The organism is Nocardioides sp. S-1144, assembly GCF_005954645.2.
GTDB lineage: Bacteria > Actinomycetota > Actinomycetes > Propionibacteriales > Nocardioidaceae > Nocardioides > Nocardioides dongxiaopingii.
Genome location: NZ_CP040695.2, coordinates 3805468 through 3822291, shown reverse-complemented (window position 1 = coordinate 3822291; position 16824 = coordinate 3805468). Strand labels below are relative to the sequence as shown.

At 75.7% G+C, this 16824-nt stretch carries 12 protein-coding genes and 1 tRNA gene; 9 read left to right on the top strand and 4 right to left on the bottom strand.

The annotated features are described in order from the left end of the window. Nucleotides 1–2: 2 nt before the first annotated feature. From FE634_RS18045 to FE634_RS18010, 8 genes are all read left to right on the top strand, one after another. Entirely contained in the window at nt 3–1046 is a 1044-nt protein-coding gene (locus FE634_RS18045) for an ABC transporter permease (protein WP_138876679.1), read from the top strand. Nucleotide 1047: 1 nt separating this feature from the next. After that, the gene (locus FE634_RS18040; protein ID WP_148240839.1) at nt 1048–2982 is read left to right on the top strand and encodes a dipeptide/oligopeptide/nickel ABC transporter permease/ATP-binding protein; all 1935 of its coding nucleotides are present in this window, start codon (nt 1048–1050) and stop codon (nt 2980–2982) included. Next, nucleotides 2979–3797, top strand: a complete 819-nt coding sequence (locus tag FE634_RS18035) for an ABC transporter ATP-binding protein (protein WP_138876678.1) — start codon at nt 2979–2981, stop codon at nt 3795–3797. The genes FE634_RS18040 and FE634_RS18035 overlap by 4 nt, the downstream gene beginning before the upstream one ends. Then, complete coding sequence (locus tag FE634_RS18030; RefSeq protein WP_148240838.1) at nt 3794–7099, top strand: serine hydrolase; 3306 nt, start codon at nt 3794–3796, stop codon at nt 7097–7099. The genes FE634_RS18035 and FE634_RS18030 overlap by 4 nt, the downstream gene beginning before the upstream one ends. Further along, nucleotides 7100–8263, top strand: a complete 1164-nt coding sequence (locus FE634_RS18025) for a M20/M25/M40 family metallo-hydrolase (protein WP_148240837.1) — start codon at nt 7100–7102, stop codon at nt 8261–8263. It abuts the gene before it with no gap. A gap of 23 nt (nt 8264–8286) precedes the next feature. Then, nucleotides 8287–9174 (top strand): GNAT family N-acetyltransferase, encoded by an 888-nt coding sequence (locus FE634_RS18020; protein WP_138877226.1) that lies wholly within the window; start codon nt 8287–8289, stop codon nt 9172–9174. After that, a complete protein-coding gene (gene menC / locus FE634_RS18015; protein WP_262347479.1) occupies nt 9171–10289 on the top strand; it encodes an o-succinylbenzoate synthase in 1119 nt (372 codons plus the stop codon). Before FE634_RS18020 ends, menC begins: the two co-directional genes overlap by 4 nt. A 92-nt stretch (nt 10290–10381) precedes the next feature. Continuing rightward, nucleotides 10382–12073, top strand: coding sequence for a PucR family transcriptional regulator (locus FE634_RS18010; protein ID WP_262347478.1), 1692 nt, complete (start codon nt 10382–10384; stop codon nt 12071–12073). Nucleotides 12074–12080: 7 nt separating this feature from the next. Here FE634_RS18010 and FE634_RS18005 read toward each other — a convergent pair whose 3' ends face one another. Then, nucleotides 12081–12395 carry a hypothetical protein gene (locus FE634_RS18005; protein WP_137295605.1) on the bottom strand — a complete coding sequence of 105 codons (315 nt, stop codon included), beginning with the start codon at nt 12393–12395 and terminating at the stop codon, nt 12081–12083. A gap of 113 nt (nt 12396–12508) precedes the next feature. Here FE634_RS18005 and FE634_RS18000 point away from each other — a divergent pair, with 113 nt between their 5' ends. Continuing rightward, the gene (locus FE634_RS18000) at nt 12509–13591 is read left to right on the top strand and encodes an SDR family oxidoreductase (protein WP_138876677.1); all 1083 of its coding nucleotides are present in this window, start codon (nt 12509–12511) and stop codon (nt 13589–13591) included. A gap of 68 nt (nt 13592–13659) precedes the next feature. On the opposite strand, the gene FE634_RS17995 is transcribed toward FE634_RS18000, so the two are convergent. The 3 genes from FE634_RS17995 to FE634_RS17985 all read right to left on the bottom strand — a co-directional run bounded on the left by FE634_RS17995 (nt 13660) and on the right by FE634_RS17985 (nt 16735). Next, nucleotides 13660–13733: transfer RNA gene (locus tag FE634_RS17995), tRNA-Phe, on the bottom strand. A gap of 82 nt (nt 13734–13815) precedes the next feature. Continuing rightward, complete coding sequence (locus FE634_RS17990; protein WP_138876676.1) at nt 13816–15408, bottom strand: TerD family protein; 1593 nt, start codon at nt 15406–15408, stop codon at nt 13816–13818. Nucleotides 15409–15412: 4 nt separating this feature from the next. After that, nucleotides 15413–16735, bottom strand: a complete 1323-nt coding sequence (locus FE634_RS17985) for a TerD family protein (protein ID WP_138876675.1) — start codon at nt 16733–16735, stop codon at nt 15413–15415. Nucleotides 16736–16824: the final 89 nt, after the last annotated feature.

The window sequence follows — 16824 nt, the reverse complement described above, 5'->3', positions numbered from 1 at the left end:
CGATGACGACCACGGCGAGCTCGGTCGCCGGCACGACGACGGCCCGCGAGGTGTCCGGCGCGAAGCCCCCGACCGTGGGCAGGGTCTCGGCCCTGACGACCCACCGCTGGGTGCGCTTCGGCCTGCGGCGGCTCGGGCGGCTGGTCGCCTCCCTCGCGGTGCTGGTGACGGCGTCGTTCCTGATGATCCACCTCATCCCCGGCGACCCGGTGCGCGGCGCGCTCGGCCCGACGGCGCCCGCCGCGCTGGTCGAGGCCCGGCGCGAGTCGCTCGGTCTCAACGACCCCCTGCTGGTGCAGTACTGGGACTACCTGCGGGGCCTGTTCACCGGTGACCTCGGGACGTCGCTGACCTCCCAGCTCCCGGTCGCCGACGTCGTGTCGCAGCGGCTGCCCGCGACCCTCACCCTGGCGCTGCTCGGGTTCCTTGTCGCGGTCGCCCTCGCGGTGCCGCTCGGCGTGGTGATGGGCGTGGTCACCCGGCGTGGCCGCGGTCGGCGCACCGAGCTGGCCTTCACCACGACCAGCGTCGTCGTCGGCACCGTGCCGGACTTCCTGATCGGCGTCGGTCTCGTCTACGTCTTCGGGGTCAACCTGGGGTGGCTCCCCGTGGCCGGCAACGCGAGTCCGGACGCCTACGTGCTGCCGGTCGTCGCCCTGGCGCTCGGCCCGGCCGTCATCCTGGCCCGGATCATCCGGGTGGAGATGGTCGCGGTGCTCGAGGCCGACTTCGTGCGCACGGCGCGCGCCAAGCGGCTCCCCGCGCGCACCATCTACCTCGGCCACGCCCTGCCCAACGCCCTCACCGCCGCGCTGACCATCTGCGGCCTGCTGCTGGGGTCGCTCGTCGCGGGCACCGTGCTGGTCGAGAACGTCTTCGCCTGGCCGGGCCTGGGCCGGACCATCGTCTCCTCGATCCTGAGCAAGGACTACCCGGTCGTGCAGGCCATCGTGCTCGTCTACGGCGTCGGCGTGCTCCTGGCGAACACCGCGGTCGACGTCGTGCTGGCCCTGCTCGACCCGCGCTCGATGATCGTGGAGGACTGACGTGGCTCGCCGCTGGCTCGCCGTGCTCCGGACGCCGCTCGGGCTGACCACCGGGCTGCTCGTCACCGCCGTGCTGCTCCTGGCGGTCGTGGCCCCGATCCTCTGGTCCGACCGCGCCGAGGCCGTCGACACCGACCACATCCTCGCCGCACCCTCCGGCGAGCACTGGGCCGGCACCGACTCCCTCGGCCGCGACATCTTCTTCCGCGCCCTCGTCGCGAGCCGGCTCTCCCTCGAGCTGGCCCTGGTCGCGACGGTGGTCGGCGTCGTCGCCGGGCTGCTCCTCGGCGCGGCACCCCTGATGCTCGGACGCCGGCTCGGCCGGCTCGTCACCGCCGGGGTCAACATCGCCGTCGCCTTCCCGGGGCTGCTCCTCGCGCTGTTCTTCGCGGTCGTCTTCGGGGTCGGCGCGACCGGCGCCGTGCTCGCGATCGGCCTGGCCGGGGCGCCGTCGTTCGCGCGCCTGGTCCACACCCTCGTCGCGGGCGTCGCCTCGTTGGACTACGTCTCGGCCGCCCGGGTCGCCGGCGTCGGGCGGTTCCGGGTGCTGCTGCGCCACGTGCTCCCCAACATCGCCGAGCCGCTGGTCGTCAACGCCACGATCTCGGCCGGCGGTGCGCTGCTGGCCTTCGCCGGGCTGTCCTTCCTCGGCCTCGGCGTCCAGGCGCCCGCCTACGACTGGGGCCGGCTGCTGTTCGAGGGCGTCGGGATGATCTACGTCAACCCCGCTGCGGCCCTCGCCCCCGGCCTGGCGGTCCTGCTCGCCGGCCTGGCCTTCAACCTCTTCGGCGAGGCCGTCGCCAAGGGCCTCGGCGTCACCACCGTCGGCGGGATCCGGATGCCGGCCGTGACGCCCTCGCGGCCCGGCTCGGGGTCGCGCTCGGAGGCGGCCAGGGGCGAGCACCTCGCGATGGCGCCCTCGGACCTCGTGCTCGACGTGCGCGACCTCCGGGTCTCGTTCCCCGGGCCCACCGGCCCGATCCGGCCCGTGCGGGGCGTGACCTTCTCGGTGCGCCACGGCGAGGCGCTCGGCGTCGTCGGGGAGTCGGGGTCCGGCAAGTCCCTCACCGCGCTCGCGGTCGCCCGGCTCATCGAGGAGCCGGGCCGGGTCGAGGCGAGCCGGATGGAGTTCCGGGGCGCCGACCTGCGCGACGGCGCGAGCGCCCACCGGCACCTGCTCGGCACCTCGATGGCCATGGTGTTCCAGGACCCGATGACCTCGTTCAACCCGACCCGGCGGATCGGCGGGCAGCTGGCCGAGGTCGCCGTCCACCACCAGGGGATGACGCGCAAGCAGGCGCTCGCCCGGGCCGTCGAGCGGCTGGACGCCGTCCGGGTGCCGGAACCCGGACGGCGCGCGACGCAGTACCCGCACGAGTTCTCCGGCGGCATGCGCCAGCGCGCGATGATCGGCATGGGCGTCATGGGCACGCCGTCGCTGATCATCGCCGACGAGCCGACGACCGCGCTCGACGTCACCGTGCAGCAGCAGGTCCTCGACCTGCTCCAGTCCATCCGCGACGAGGACGACGTCGCCCTGGTGCTCATCAGCCACGACGTGACGGTGGTCGGCGAGGTGTGCGACCGGGTGCTGGTGATGTACGCCGGCCGGATCGTCGAGGACCTCCCGGCCGACCGGCTCGACGGCGGTGCCCGGCACCCCTACACGCGGGCGCTCGTCGCCGCCGTCCCGGACATGGACACCGACCTCGACCAGCCGCTGGCCGTCGTGCCGGGGCGCCCGGTCGACCCGGCCGACGTCCCGCCCGGGTGCGCGTTCGCCGCGCGCTGCCCGCTCGCCGACGCCCGCTGCCGCGCCGAGGACCCGCCCCTGGAGCCGGCCGCCGACGGCAGCCAGGTCGCCTGCTGGCACGCCGGGGAGCCGCTCGGGCTGGACGAGGCCACCGGCGTCCTGGTGGAGGTGGAGGGGCCGTGAGCGACCTGGTCTTCGACGACGTCACCGTGCGCTACGGCACGGCGCGGCGCCCGTTCACCGCCGTCGACGGCGTCAGCCTGGTCGTGCCCGAGGGCCAGGTGGTCGGCCTGGTCGGCGAGTCGGGCTCCGGCAAGTCGACGCTGGCCCGGGCGGCGGTCGGCCTCGCCCCGGTGCACTCCGGGTCGATCCTGCTCGACGGCCGGCCGCTGCCGCGCACGGGGCGCGAGCGGCCGCTGCAGATGGTCTTCCAGGACCCGTTCTCCTCCCTCGACCCCCGGATGACCATCGGCGAGAGCATCACCGAGGCGCTGCCCCGCGGCCTCGCGCGCGCCGAGCGGCGCGCGGAGGTTGCGCGGCTGCTGGCCCTCGTGCACCTCGACCCGGACGCCGCCCGCACCCTGCCCGGCCGGCTCTCCGGCGGGCAGCGCCAGCGGGTCGCGCTGGCCCGGGCCCTGGCCGGACGGCCGGAGGTGGTGATCGCCGACGAGATCACCTCGGCCCTCGACGTGTCGATCCAGGGCGCCGTGCTCAACCTGGTGCGCGAGCTGCAGCGCGAGCTGGGTCTCTCGATGCTCTTCATCTCCCACAACCTCGCCGTGGTGCGCTACGTCGCCAGCCACGTCGCGGTGATGTACCAGGGACGCATCGTCGAGCAGGGCCCCGTCTCGGAGGTCCTCGTCGACCCCCGCCACGACTACACCCGCGAGCTCCTGGCCGCCGTGCCGGGCGCTCGTGGCACCACCCCCGTCAGGGCGGGCGCACCGGGCACCCCGGGCACCCCCGCCGCCCTCGCGAAACCCAGGAGCACCTCGTGACCCGCAGGATGCGCATCGACGACCTGACCGCCCTCGCGGTCCCCTCGCAGCCGGCCCTGTCCCCGGACGGCGCCCGGCTGGCCTACGTGCTCCGGACGCTGGACGCCGAGGCCGACCGGGCCGTCGACCGGCTCTGGGTCGTCGGCACCGACGGCGGCGTCCCGCGGCCCCTGACCAGCGGGGTCGGCGACACCGCCCCGCGCTGGGCCCCGGACGGGTCGAGGATCGCCTTCCTGCGCGAGCACGACGGCACGACCCAGGTCTGGACGCTGCCGGCCGACGGCGGCGAGCCGGAGCAGCTCACGGCGCTGCCGCTCGGGGCCGGCGTCCCGGCGTGGAGCCCCGACGGCAGCCGGATCGCGTTCACCGCCCCCGTCGACCCCGCCCCCGGAGGCACCGGCCCGGTCGTGTCCACCGGGCTCGGCTACCAGAGCGACGGTGCCGGCACCATCGGCGCGACCCGCACCCAGCTGCACGTGCTCGACGTCGCCTCCGGCGACTGCCGCCAGGTGAGCGACGGTCCCGAGCACGCCGGCGAGCCGGCCTGGGCCGCCGACGGCCGCACCCTGGCCTTCACCCGCCGGGTGGGGGAGGACAGCGACCTCACCTTCCGCACCGCGGTGCACCTGCTCGACGTCGACGACGCCGCGGGCCGCCCCCGCGTCGTCGCGCTCGAGGACGGCGTCGCCGTCGCGGTGTCCCTCGCCGAGGACGGCAGCCTCCTCGTCGTCGGCTGGCCCGGCGACCTGGTCGGGCACGCCCACCTGTTCCGGGTCCCGCTCGACGGCGGCGCCCCGGTCGACCTGACCGGCGCGCTGGACCGCAACGTGATGCCCGGTGCGACGGCCTACCCCGGGGCCCGGCCGGTCGACACGCCGGACGGCGTCCTGTTCTGCGTGCGCGACCGCGGCTGCACCCACCTGTGGCGCACGCACGACGGCGCGGCGGCACCGCTGCTCGACGGCGAGGACCGCGTCGTCTCGGGGCTCTCGGTCGCCGGCGGCACCGCCGCGGTCGCGCTGGCCACCGCCACGTCGTACGGCGAGATGGTCGTCGTCGACCTCGCCACCGGCGCCGAGCGGGTGCTCACCGACCACGGTGCCGCGCTCGCCGACGTCGAGCTGTTCGAGCGCGTCTCGCGCACCTTCACGATCGGCGACGGCACCGAGGTGCAGGCCTGGGTCGTCCGCGACCCCGCCCTGACCGGCCCCGGCCCGCTCGTCGTCGACGTGCACGGCGGACCCCACAACGCGTGGAACGGCGCCGCCGACGAGATGCACCTGTACCACCAGGAGCTCGCCGCCCGTGGCTGGACGGTGCTGCTGGTCAACCCGCGCGGCAGCGACGGCTACGGCGAGGCGTTCTACGACGGGGTGAACGGGGCGTGGGGCGTCGCCGACGCCGCCGACTTCCTCGAGCCGGTCGACGCGCTCGTCGCCGAGGGCCTCGCCGACCCGCACCGGCTGGCCGTGACCGGCTACAGCTACGGCGGCTTCATGTCCTGCTACCTCACCGCCCACGACGACCGCTTCAAGGCAGCCGTCGCCGGCGGGGTCGTGAGCGACCTGGTGAGCATGTACGGCACCTGCGACGACGGCGCCTGCATGAGCCGCTACGAGCTCGGCGGCACGCCGTGGGCCCAGCCCGAGCGCTACGCCGCGATGTCGCCGCTGACGCGGGTGGCCGACGTCCGGACGCCGACCCTGGTGCTGCACGGTGGCGACGACCGCACCTGCGACCTCGGCCAGGCCCAGCAGTGGCACACCTCCCTGCGGGAGATCGGCGTGCCGACCGAGCTGGTCGTCTACCCCGGGCAGTCGCACGCCTTCGTCCTCACCGGCCGCCCGTCGCACCGCCTCGACCACCAGCACCGCACGGTCGACTGGCTCGAGCAGCACACCCGCGCCGCCGGCCGGCCCCGCCTCGACGTCGCGCACTGGCAGCGGCGACTGGCCGCCCTGGCCCGTCGGCACCGCGTCCCGGGCGCACAGCTCGGCGTCCTGCGCCTCTCGCCCGAGGTCGCCGACGAGGTCGTCACCACCTCGTATGGCGTGCTGAACCTCAGGACCGGCGCGCCGGCGACGACCGACTCGCTGTTCCAGATCGGCTCCATCACCAAGGTGTGGACCGCGACCGTCGCGATGCAGCTGGTCGACGAGGGGCTGCTCGAGCTCGACGCACCGCTCGTCGAGGTGCTGCCCGACCTGCGCCTCTCCGACCCCGAGGTCACCAAGACCGTCACGCTGCGCCACCTGCTCAACCACACCAGCGGCATCGACGGCGACGTCTTCACCGACACCGGCCGGGGTGACGACTGCCTGGAGCGCTACGTCGGCGAGCTGGCCGACGCCGGGCAGAACCACCCCCTCGGCGCGACCTGGTCCTACTGCAACTCCGGCTACTCCCTGATGGGCCGGGTGATCGAGCAGGTCACCGGCAGCACCTGGGACCAGGCGCTGCGCGACCGGCTCCTCACCCCGCTCGGCCTCGAGCGGACCGTCACGCTGCCCGAGGAGGCGCTGCTCCACGGCGCCGCCGCCGGCCACGTCGAGCACGAGGGCGAGCAGCACGTCGCGCCGGTCTGGGCGCTGCCCCGCTCGCTCGGCCCGGCCGGCCTGGTCACCGCCGCCGCGGCCGACGTCCTGGCCTTCGCCCGGCTGCACCTGACCGGCGGCCTGGCCGCCGACGGGACCCGGGTGCTCAGCGAGGAGAGCGCCGCCGCGATGGCCGCGCACCAGGCCGACCTGCCCGACAAGATCGTGCTGGGCGACTCCTGGGGCCTGGGCTGGATCCGCTTCGGCTGGGGCGACCAGCGGCTCGTCGGCCACGACGGCAACACCATCGGGCAGGCGGCGTTCCTCCGGCTGCTGCCCGAGCAGGGCCTCGCCGTCACGCTGCTCACCAACGGCGGCCACGCCCGCGACCTCTACGAGGACCTGTACCGCGAGCTCTTCGCCGAGCTGGCCGGCGTCGAGATGCCCGCGCCGTTCGCGCCGCCGACCGACGTCGCGGCCGAGGACGCCGACATCACCCCGTACGTCGGCACCTACCGCCGGCACTCGGTGCTGATGGAGGTCCTCGACGGTGCCGACGGCCCGACCCTGCGGACGACCCTCAGCGGACCGATCGCCGAGATGCTGCCCGACCCGGTCGAGGAGCACCCGCTGGTGCCGGTCGGGCCCGGCCTCTTCGCGGTGCGACCGCCCGAGGTCGAGACGTGGGCCCCGGTGACGTTCTACGCGCTGCCGACCGGGGAGCGCTACGTGCACCTCGGTGTCCGCGCCACCCCGCGGGTGGACTGAGTGACCACGATCGCCGGCGTCGCGACGGCCACCCTGCTGGACGACCTGCGCGTGCTGGTGGAGTGCGAGTCGCCGTCCTCCGACCTGGCCGCGGTCGCCCGGTCGGCCGACGTCGTCGCCCGGGTCGGGACCGAGCGCCTCGGTGTCGCCCCCGAGCGCCTCGTCCTCGACGGGCGGACCCACCTGCGGTGGCGCCTGGGCGACGGTCCCCGGCGGGTGCTCCTCGTCGGGCACCACGACACGGTGTGGCCCCTCGGGACCCTCGCGACCCGGCCCTTCTCGGTGGCCGACGGCGTCGTGCGCGGGCCCGGCTGCTTCGACATGCTGACCGGGCTGGTGATGGCCTTCCACGCCCTCGCCTCGCTCGGCGCGGCAACCGACGGCGTCACGCTGCTGGTGACCGGCGACGAGGAGCTCGGTTCCCCCAGCTCGCGCGGGCTGGTCGAGGACGAGGCGCGGCTCGCGTCGGCGGCGCTGGTGCTCGAGGCGTCCGCCGGCGGCGGGGCGCTCAAGACGGCCCGCAAGGGCGTCTCCCTCTACGAGGTCCGCATCGGCGGTCGTGCCGCGCACGCCGGCCTGGAGCCCGAGCGGGGCGTGAACGCCACCGTCGAGCTCGCCCACCAGGTGCTCGCCGTCGCCGCGCTCGGCGACCCGCGCCTGGGCACCACGGTGACGCCGACCGCCGGCACCACCGGCACGACCAGCAACACGGTGCCGGCGGCGGCGTCGTTCGCGGTCGACGTCCGGGTGCGCACCGTGGCCGAGCAGGACCGGGTCGACGCCGCGATGCGCGCCCTCCGCCCGGTGCTCGACGGCGCCCGGGTGCAGGTGCGCGGGGGACCCAACCGGCCGCCGCTGGAGGAGTCCGCGTCGACGGCGCTGCTCGGGCGGGCCCGGGCGCACGCCCGCGACCTCGGGCTGCCGGACCTCGTGGCGGTGGCGGTCGGCGGTGCGTCCGACGGCAACCTCACCGCCGGTGTCGGGACGCCGACCCTCGACGGCCTCGGGGCGGTCGGCGGCGGGGCGCACGCCGACGACGAGCACGTGCTCGTCGAGCCGGTCGCGGGCCGCACGGCCCTGCTCGCCCGGCTCGTGGCCGACCTGCTCGACCACCCGTCCGCGACGACCAACGCCGCCGTCCCGACTGGTGCGGGACGACCATGACCGGCGCCGAGAACGCCGCCAGCATGGGTGTCGTGACCGACGTGACCGTGACCCGCGCCCACGACCTCGACCTCGCGGTCGGGGCCGCCGACGCCGCCGCCCTGGCGGCCGGGGTCACCGTGCGCACGGTCACCGACCTGCGGGAGCTCGGGGCGGTCGTCGACCTGTTCGCCGTGATCTGGGGGCGCAGCGGGAACCCGCCGATCACCCTCGAGCTCCTGCGGGCCTTCAGCAAGGCCGGCAACTACGTCGGGGGCGCCTTCGACGGCGACCGGCTCGTCGGCGCCTGCGTCGGGTTCTTCCACGCCCCGGCCGACGACGCCCTGCACAGCCACATCGCCGGCGTGGCGCCGTCCGCGACCGGCCGCAGCGTGGGGTTCGCGCTCAAGCTGCACCAGCGCTCGTGGGCGCTGCTGCGGGGCGTCTCGCAGATCGCGTGGACCTTCGACCCGCTGGTGCGGCGCAACGCGCACTTCAACCTCGTCAAGCTCGCCACCGTGCCGGTCGAGTACCTGCCGAACTTCTACGGCGCGATGCCCGACCAGATCAACGGCGGCGACGACACCGACCGGCTGCTGGTCCGCTGGCCGCTGGAGGCCCCCGCCGTCCTCGCGGCCTGCGCGGGGGAGGTCTCGCGGCCGGTCGTGGGGGCCGGTGCCGTGGTCGCCCTCGGCATCGACGCGGGCGGGCTCCCGGTCCGCGGGAGGCTCGACGGCGAGACGTCGCTGGTGCTGGTGCCGCCCGACGTCGAGCGGTTGCGTCGCACCGACCCGGCCGCCGCCCAGCGCTGGCGGGTCGCCGTCCGCGAGGTGCTCACCAGCCTGGCCGCCGACGGGGCCCGGATCGTCGGCCTCGACCACGACGGCGGCTACGTCGTCCGGCACACCGACGCCGGGGAGGTCTTGTCGTGAGCGCGCCCGGGCGCCTGCAGGGCGTCGAGCTCCGCTGGGTGTCGATGCCGCTGGTGTCGCCGTTCCGCACCTCCTTCGCCACCCAGACCAGCCGCGACCTGCTCCTGCTGCGGGTCGTCACCGACGCCGCCGAGGGGTGGGGGGAGTGCGTGGCCATGGCCGCGCCGCTCTACTCCGAGGAGTACGTCGACGGGGCGGCCGACGCGCTGCGCCGCTTTCTCGTGCCGGCCCTCGCCGCGGCCGGGCCGGTCCCCGCGACGTCGGTGGCCTCGGTCCTGGCGCCGTTCCACGGCCACCGGATGGCCAAGGCGGCGCTGGAGATGGGCGTCCTGGACGCCGAGCTGCGGGCCGAGGGCCGACCGCTCTCGCGCGAGCTCGGGGCCGTGCACGACCGGGTCCCGTGCGGCGTCTCGGTCGGCATCATGGACGACGTCGGCGCGCTGCTCGACGCCGTGGGCGGCTACCTCGAGGAGGGCTACGTCCGGATCAAGCTCAAGATCGAGCCCGGCTGGGACGTCGAGCCGGTGCGCGCGGTCCGCGAGCGGTTCGGCGACGACGTCCTGCTGCAGGTCGACGCCAACACCGCCTACACCCTGGCCGATGCCCGGCACCTCGCGCGGCTCGACCCCTTCGACCTGCTCCTGGTGGAGCAGCCGCTGCCCGAGGACGACCTCCACGGGCACGCGGACCTCGCCCGGCTGATCACCACCCCGGTCTGCCTGGACGAGTCGATCACCTCGGCCCGGACGGCAGCGGCCGCGATCCGTCTCGGCGCCTGCCAGGTGGTCAACATCAAGCCCGGGCGGGTCGGCGGGTACCTCGAGGCACGCCGGATCCACGACCTGTGCGTCGCCCACGGCGTACCGGTCTGGTGCGGGGGGATGCTCGAGACCGGTCTGGGGCGCGCCGCCAACGTGGCCCTCGCCGCCCTGCCCGGGTTCACGATGCCGGGGGACACCTCCGCCTCGGGCCGCTACTACGCCCGCGACATCACCGCACCGTTCGTGCTCGACGACGGCCACCTCCCGGTCCCGACCGGTCCGGGTCTCGGCGTCGAGCCGCTGGCCGAGGAGCTCGCCGCGGTCACGACCGCGACGGAGTGGATCGCCGTCTGAGACGTCCTGGTTCGTCCGGGGGTACAGCATCGGGCTCGGATCCGGTGCGCCACGACGAACCCCCGGGTCGGCCGGGCCCCTAGGGTCGGGTCGTGAACCCGGTGACCGGCCTCCGCCCGCGCGCCAGCCTCGGCCGCGTCCTCGACGACCTCGGGGCCACGCTGCTCGACCTGGTGGCCGGCGACGTGGACGGCACGCCCGAGATCGGCGGCGTCGTCATCCACGACCCGATGGACGCCCCGGTGCTGCCCGGGGGAGCGCTGGTGCTCGGCGTCGGCGTGGACACCCCCGCCCGGGTCGTCGACCTGCTCGGCGTCCTGGGCGAGCAGCGGGCGGCGGGCCTGGTCGTGCGGGGCCCGGTGCAGCCCACCGACGCGGTCGCGGACGCCGTCGCGGCCACCGGCGTCGCGCTGCTCGCGCTCAGCCCGGGCGCGCCGTGGGCGCACCTGGCCTCGATGCTGCGCTCGCTGCTGGCCGAGGGAGACCTCGCGGTCGGCGGCGCCGAGTCGCTGGGCGGGCTGCCGTCCGGCGACCTGTTCGCGGTCGCCAACGCCATCGCCTCGCTGCTCGACGCCCCGGTCACCATCGAGGACCGCAGCTCGCGGGTGCTGGCCTTCTCGGGCCGCCAGGACGAGGCCGACCCCTCCCGGGTCGAGACGATCCTCGGCCGCCAGGTCCCCGAGCGCTACGCCCGGGCACTCGCCGAGCAGGGCGTCTTCCGCGACCTGCACCGCAGCGACCGGCCCGTCTTCGTCACCCCGATCCCGATGGACGGCGACACCTTCACCCGGCCCCGGGTGGCGGTGGCGGTCCGCGCCGGCGACGAGGTGCTCGGCTCCATCTGGGCCGCCGTGCCCGGCCCGCTGAGCGAGGAGCGCACCGAGGCGCTGTGCGACGCCGCCAAGCTCGTCGCCCTGCACCTGCTCCGCGTCCGCGCCGGCGCCGACGTCCAGCGCCGGCTCCGGGCCGACCTGCTGAGCACCGCGCTAGAGGGCGGCGTCCGGGCCCGGGAGGCGCTCGACCGGCTCGGCCTCGGGGGGCAGCAGCTGATGGTGCTCGGCGTGGCCGTCGCCGGCTCCGACGTGGGCGACGGCGACACCGACGACGCCGTGGTGGCCCACGAGCGCGAGCGGCTCAGCGACGCCTTCGCCGTCCACCTCGGCGCCGTGCACCCCAAGGCGGCCGCGGCCCTGATCGGCGGGGTGGCCTACGGGCTGGTGCCGGCCCCCGGTGCGGGCGGCGCGGAGGAGCGTGCGGTCCGGATCGGTCGCGAGTTCCTCGACCGGGTCGGCGACCGCCGCGGCGGGGTGGTCGGGGTCGGCCCGGCCGCCGGCGACGTCGCCGCGCTGGCGCGCTCTCGCCAGTGCGTCGACCGGGCGCTGCGGGTGCTGCGCGACGAGCACGGCCAGCGCGACCGCGACGGCGCCCGGCGGGTCGCCCGGCTGGCCGACGTCCACTTCGAGGCGCTGGTGCTCGAGATGCGCGACCTGATGGCGGCCCGCGGCGAGCGGCCCGAGGGGGCGCTGGCCCGGCTGGCGGCCTACGACGCGCAGCACCGCACCAACCTCGTGGAGACCCTCCAGGCCTGGCTGGAGGCGTTCGGCGACGTGGTCGCCGCGGCCGAGGCGCTCTTCGTGCACCCCAACACCTTCCGCTACCGGCTGCGCCGGGTGGCGGAGGTCGGCGAGATGGACCTCGCCGACCCCGACGTCCGCTTCGGCGCCCTCCTCCAGCTGCGCCTGGTCCCGCCGGGCGCGGCCGGGACCGACGCCGAGGAGGGGTGAGCGGGTCTCAGCCGGCGGGGTCGGCGTCCCCGCGCCGCTCGTGCAGGCGCTGCTCGGCGGCGGCCCGGTAGGCCAGGCACGGGGCGTCGGCGTCGCGGTGCCTCTCGGTGAGGTGGAAGATCCAGCGGTCCATCGCGGCCATGTAGCCGTTGTCGTCGCCGGGCCGGTACGCCGACCAGGCGCGCCCGCCCTTGGCCACGCACGTCGTGCAGCCGATCTTGTAGACGAACTGCTCGTCGGCCCCGAGCTCGATGCGGACCGTCGCCAGCGGACCGGCCTCGACCTTCGCCTTGCGCTCGCGCGCCGACCGACTCGCCACCATCTGCCCACCCCTGTCCGTGTGTCGGGAGGAGCCTACGGGGGCGCCGCCGGCGCGGACGAGGAGCGGGTCGGGGGCCACCCCGGTGGGTGCGGGCCGGTCCGTAGGTTGGGGGGATGGACACCACCTCCCCGCCCACGGCCCTGGTCGTCGGCGCCACCGGGATCGCCGGATCCGCGCTCTGCCGACTGCTGGTGGGCGAGGGCCGGACCGTGCTCGGGCTGTCGCGCCGCTCCTCCAGCGAGGTCCCCGGGGTCGTCGGGGTGACCGCCGACCTGACTGACGCCGAGGGGCTGCGCCGGGCGCTGGACGGGCACCGCCCCACGTCGGTGTTCATCACCGCCTGGGCGCGCCAGGACACCGAGGAGGAGAACATCCGGGTCAACGCCGCGATGGTCCGCGACGTCCTGGACGCCGTGCGGCCCGCGGGATCGGTGCGGCACGTCGCGCTGGTGACCGGCCTCAAGCACTACCTCGGCCCGTTCGAGGCCTACGGCCAGGGCGACGTGCCCGACTCGCCGTTCCACGAGGACGAGGACCGCCTGCCGTACCCGAACTTCTACTACGCGCAGGAGGACGAGCTGTTCGCCGCCGCCGCCCGCGACGGCTTCACCTGGAGCGTGCATCGGGCGCACACGATCATCGGCTCGGCGGTGGGCAACGCGATGAACATGGGCCAGACCCTCGCGGCCCAGGCGGCGATCTGCCGGGCGACCGGGCGGCCCTTCGTCTTCCCCGGCTCGAGGACCCAGTGGGACGGTCTGACCGACATGACCGACGCCGGCCTGCTGGCCGAGCACCTGTGGTGGGCGGCCACGACGCCGGCGGCCGCCGACACCGCCTTCAACATCGCCAACGGCGACCTCTTCCGTTGGCGCTGGCTGTGGCCGCGCCTGGCCGAGCGGCTGGGGGTCGAGCCGGAGGGGTTCTCCGGTGGGCCGCGCCCGCTGGAGGAGCAGATGGCCGGGTCCGGACCGGTGTGGGCCCGCCTGGCCGGGGCCCACGGCCTGCGCGAACCCGACCTGGACCGCGTCGCGTCCTGGTGGCACACCGACGGCGACCTCGGCCGCGACCTCGAGTGCCTCACCGACATGGCCCGCAGCCGTGCGGCGGGCTTCGTCGGCCACCGCTCCACCCTGCAGAGCTTCCTCGACCTGTTCGACCGGCTCGAGTCCGACGGGGTCGTGCCGCGCCCGTGACACGAGGACGCCCCCGCCGGAGTCCGGCGGGGGCGTCTCGGTGCGGGTCCGGGGACCTGCGGTGCTTGTGGGCAGGGGCGGGGTCGAACCGCCGACCTATCACTTTTCAGGCGATCGCTCGTACCAACTGAGCTACCTGCCCCCACAAGCGGACTTGCGACGTGAACCATACCGGAGCGGCGCGGCCGGTGTGAACCCGGCCCGGACGCGGTGACGCGTCCCGGTCAGCGGACGTCGCGCTCGGCGATCCGGCGCCGCACGGTCGCCTGGACCCGGTCGTCGACGAAGGGGTCGTCGGGTCCGAGGTCGGGGTGGAAGACCCACGTGACCCCGCCGAAGGCGTCGACCAGGTCGCCGCCAGGAGCGGTCGGCACGCGCAGGCACGAGTCGTGCAGCAGGTCGAGGACGGGGATGCCGAGGCTCTGGGGACGCCGGCCGGACAGCACGACGTTCAGGCCGGCCTGGGCGCCGTTGAGCACGAGCTGGTGGACCGCCGCCACCGAGGCGTCGTCGAGACCGCTCGGGAAGTCGGGCAGCAGCAGCAGCCGCCCCGGTCGGTGCTCGGGAGCCAGGTCGTCGAGGCCGCGGGATCGGCGGGCCAGGAGCACCAGGTTGACGTGCTCGACGTGCTCCTGGAGCAGCCGCGCGGCGCTGGTCGGGTCGGTGGCCGGCGGCTGGTCGGTCGGCAGGTGGCCGAGTCCCGCGCGGGCGCCGACGTCGACGACGGCGACCCGCGGCGCCCGCGGCAGGGCCACCAGGATCCGCGTCGTCAGGGCGGCCATCATCCGGCCGGCGACGACCTCGCCGCCGTCCTCGAGCTCGATCCAGACCGGCGGGGCGAGCGGCAGGACACGGAGCATCGGCAGGCGGAAGTCGGGCGCGGACTCCAGGGCCAGCTCGCCGAGGCGGAAGGCCCAGGCGGGCTCCGGACGGTTCGCCGGGTCGTCGTCGCCCCACGCCGGGGCCGACCACGGCGCCAGCGCGGCCGGCAGCACCCGGGCCAGGTCGGCGAGCTCACCGGTGAGCTGGGCCAGGTCGGCGTGGTGACGGGCCCGGGCCTCGGCGACGAGCTGGTCGCGTCGCCGCTGCGCCTCGGCCCGGGCGGCGTCGCCCCGGGGGCCGATCCGCATCGACGGGTCACCGACGACCTGCTCGAGGTCGCGCTCGAGCCGCTGCTCGGCGAACGCCTCCGAGGACTCGAACGAGGCGGTCGTGCGCGACGCGTCGTCGAGGATCATGCCGATCCGCCGCACCGGGTCGTCGACGACCATCGGCGCCGGCTGGGCCGGCTCTGCCGACTGTCCGGGCGGTACGGGCGGGGGCGGGGGAGCCGGCGGTGCGGGCGCGGAGGCCGGCGCCGGGGCGCCGTGGGCCGCCGCGAGGGCGGCCGGTCCGCCGGCGTACCCCTGGGCGAGGGCCCGGACCTTCCACGCCCCCTCGCGCCGGTAGACCTCGGCCATCACCAGGGCGGTCTCGACGCTGAGCCGCTCGGGCGTCACGGTGAAGGCCACGGCGCCGTCGGTGGTGAGCAGCTGGGCGGTCGGGGCGGGGCCGAACCCGGTGGCCACGACCACGACCCGGGCGACCGCCGCGTCGACGTCCGGCAGGTGCACGGTCACGCCCTCGACGGCGCCGCCGAGGTGCTCGACGCCGCTGCGCGACGGCGCCGTGGCGTCGACCCAGGCCGCCGCGTCGAGCGCCCGGCCGTCGGTGCCCAGCAGCAGCGCGGACACCCGGGCGCCCGCGACGTAGGCCGTGACGCGGGCGTCCGGCCAGGGCCGATTCTCCCCGCTGCGCAGGGCGGTGGGGTCGGCCACCGGGCTACTTGGTGAGGTAGGCGTTCAGCAGCGGCAGGGCGTCGAGCGGCGTCTTGGCCTGGATGCCGTCGCCGATGGCGGTGAACTTCCAGTCCGAGCCGACCCGGTGCAGCTTGGCCATCACCATGCCGGTGTAGGCCATGCCGCCGGTCAGCGTGTACCGCGCGAGCTCGCCGTCGGTGTGGTCGATGAGGCGGCAGAAGGCGTTCTGGATCTGCTCGAAGGTCTGGCCCTGGTAGCTGGTCACGATGAAGAAGACCGTGTCGACGTGCACCGGCACGCGGGTCAGGTCGACGGCCACGACCTCGTCGTCGCCCTCGCCCTCGCCGGTGCGGTTGTCACCCATGTGCTGGATGGAGCCGTCCTTGGTGGTGAGGTTGTTGTAGAACGCCAGGTCGGCCACCTGGCCGCCGGCGAACAGCACCGCCGAGGCGTCGAGGTCGACGTCGACCTCGCGGCTCCCGAAGAAGCCGCCCTTCTTGATCGCGTCCCAGCCCAGGCCCATCCGGACCATCGTCAGCTTCTGGTTGCCGTCCTTGACGAGGTTGACCGTCTGGCCCTTGGTGAGGTTCACCGGGCGGCCCTTGGTCAGGTTGACGCCGCCACCGGACGCGGCGGACGCGGCCGCCGGGGCGGGCGGCGGCGGGGGCGTCGAGGAGGACGGCGGCGGGGGCGGCGGGTCGGGGTCGACGGCGGCGTGGCCGGCTGGCCGTAGACCGGGGCCGGCGGCGGGGGAGTGGGTGCGGCGGCGGCCGGGGCGGCCGGGGCGCGGCGGCGGAGGGGTCGGGGCGGCCGGAGCAGCCGGGGCGGCGGGCGGGGCCGGCTCGTCGCTGGCGTCGATGCCGTGGTCGCTGAGCAGCGCGGCCAGCCCGCCGGCGTAGCCCTGGCCGACGGCGCGGACCTTCCAGGCGCCCTGGCGGCGGTAGATCTCCAGCGGCATGACGATGGTCTCCGACGACAGGTCGGTCATCGCGAACTCCACCAGCGGCGTCCCCGTGCCGTCGGCCACCCGGGCGACCGGCTGACCGACCTGCCCGAAGGTCTTCCCGCCGTCGTCGAGGGAGGTGACGAGGCGGACGATCTCGACGTCGGCCGGCACCGCGGCGAGGTCGATCACGACCTGCCACCCCGCGCCACCCGACGGCGACCTGCACTCCACGCCGGGTCCGACGGGGGCGTTGTAGAAGACGAAGTCGCTCTCGCCACGGACTTTCCCGCCGGGAGCCAGCAGCAGCGCGGACAGGTCGGCGGTCGCGGCGACGTCGACCGTCACCGTCAGCTGCGTCGCGTCGAGCGGAGCGTTGGTGCCTTTGGTCAGCTGGATCATGCGTCCGTGGTCCTGTCGTCGTGCGGGCGGGATCGGCTCGGGGGAGCCGCGTGAGGGCAACCTACCTGCGCGGCCTGAACGGGGCGAGA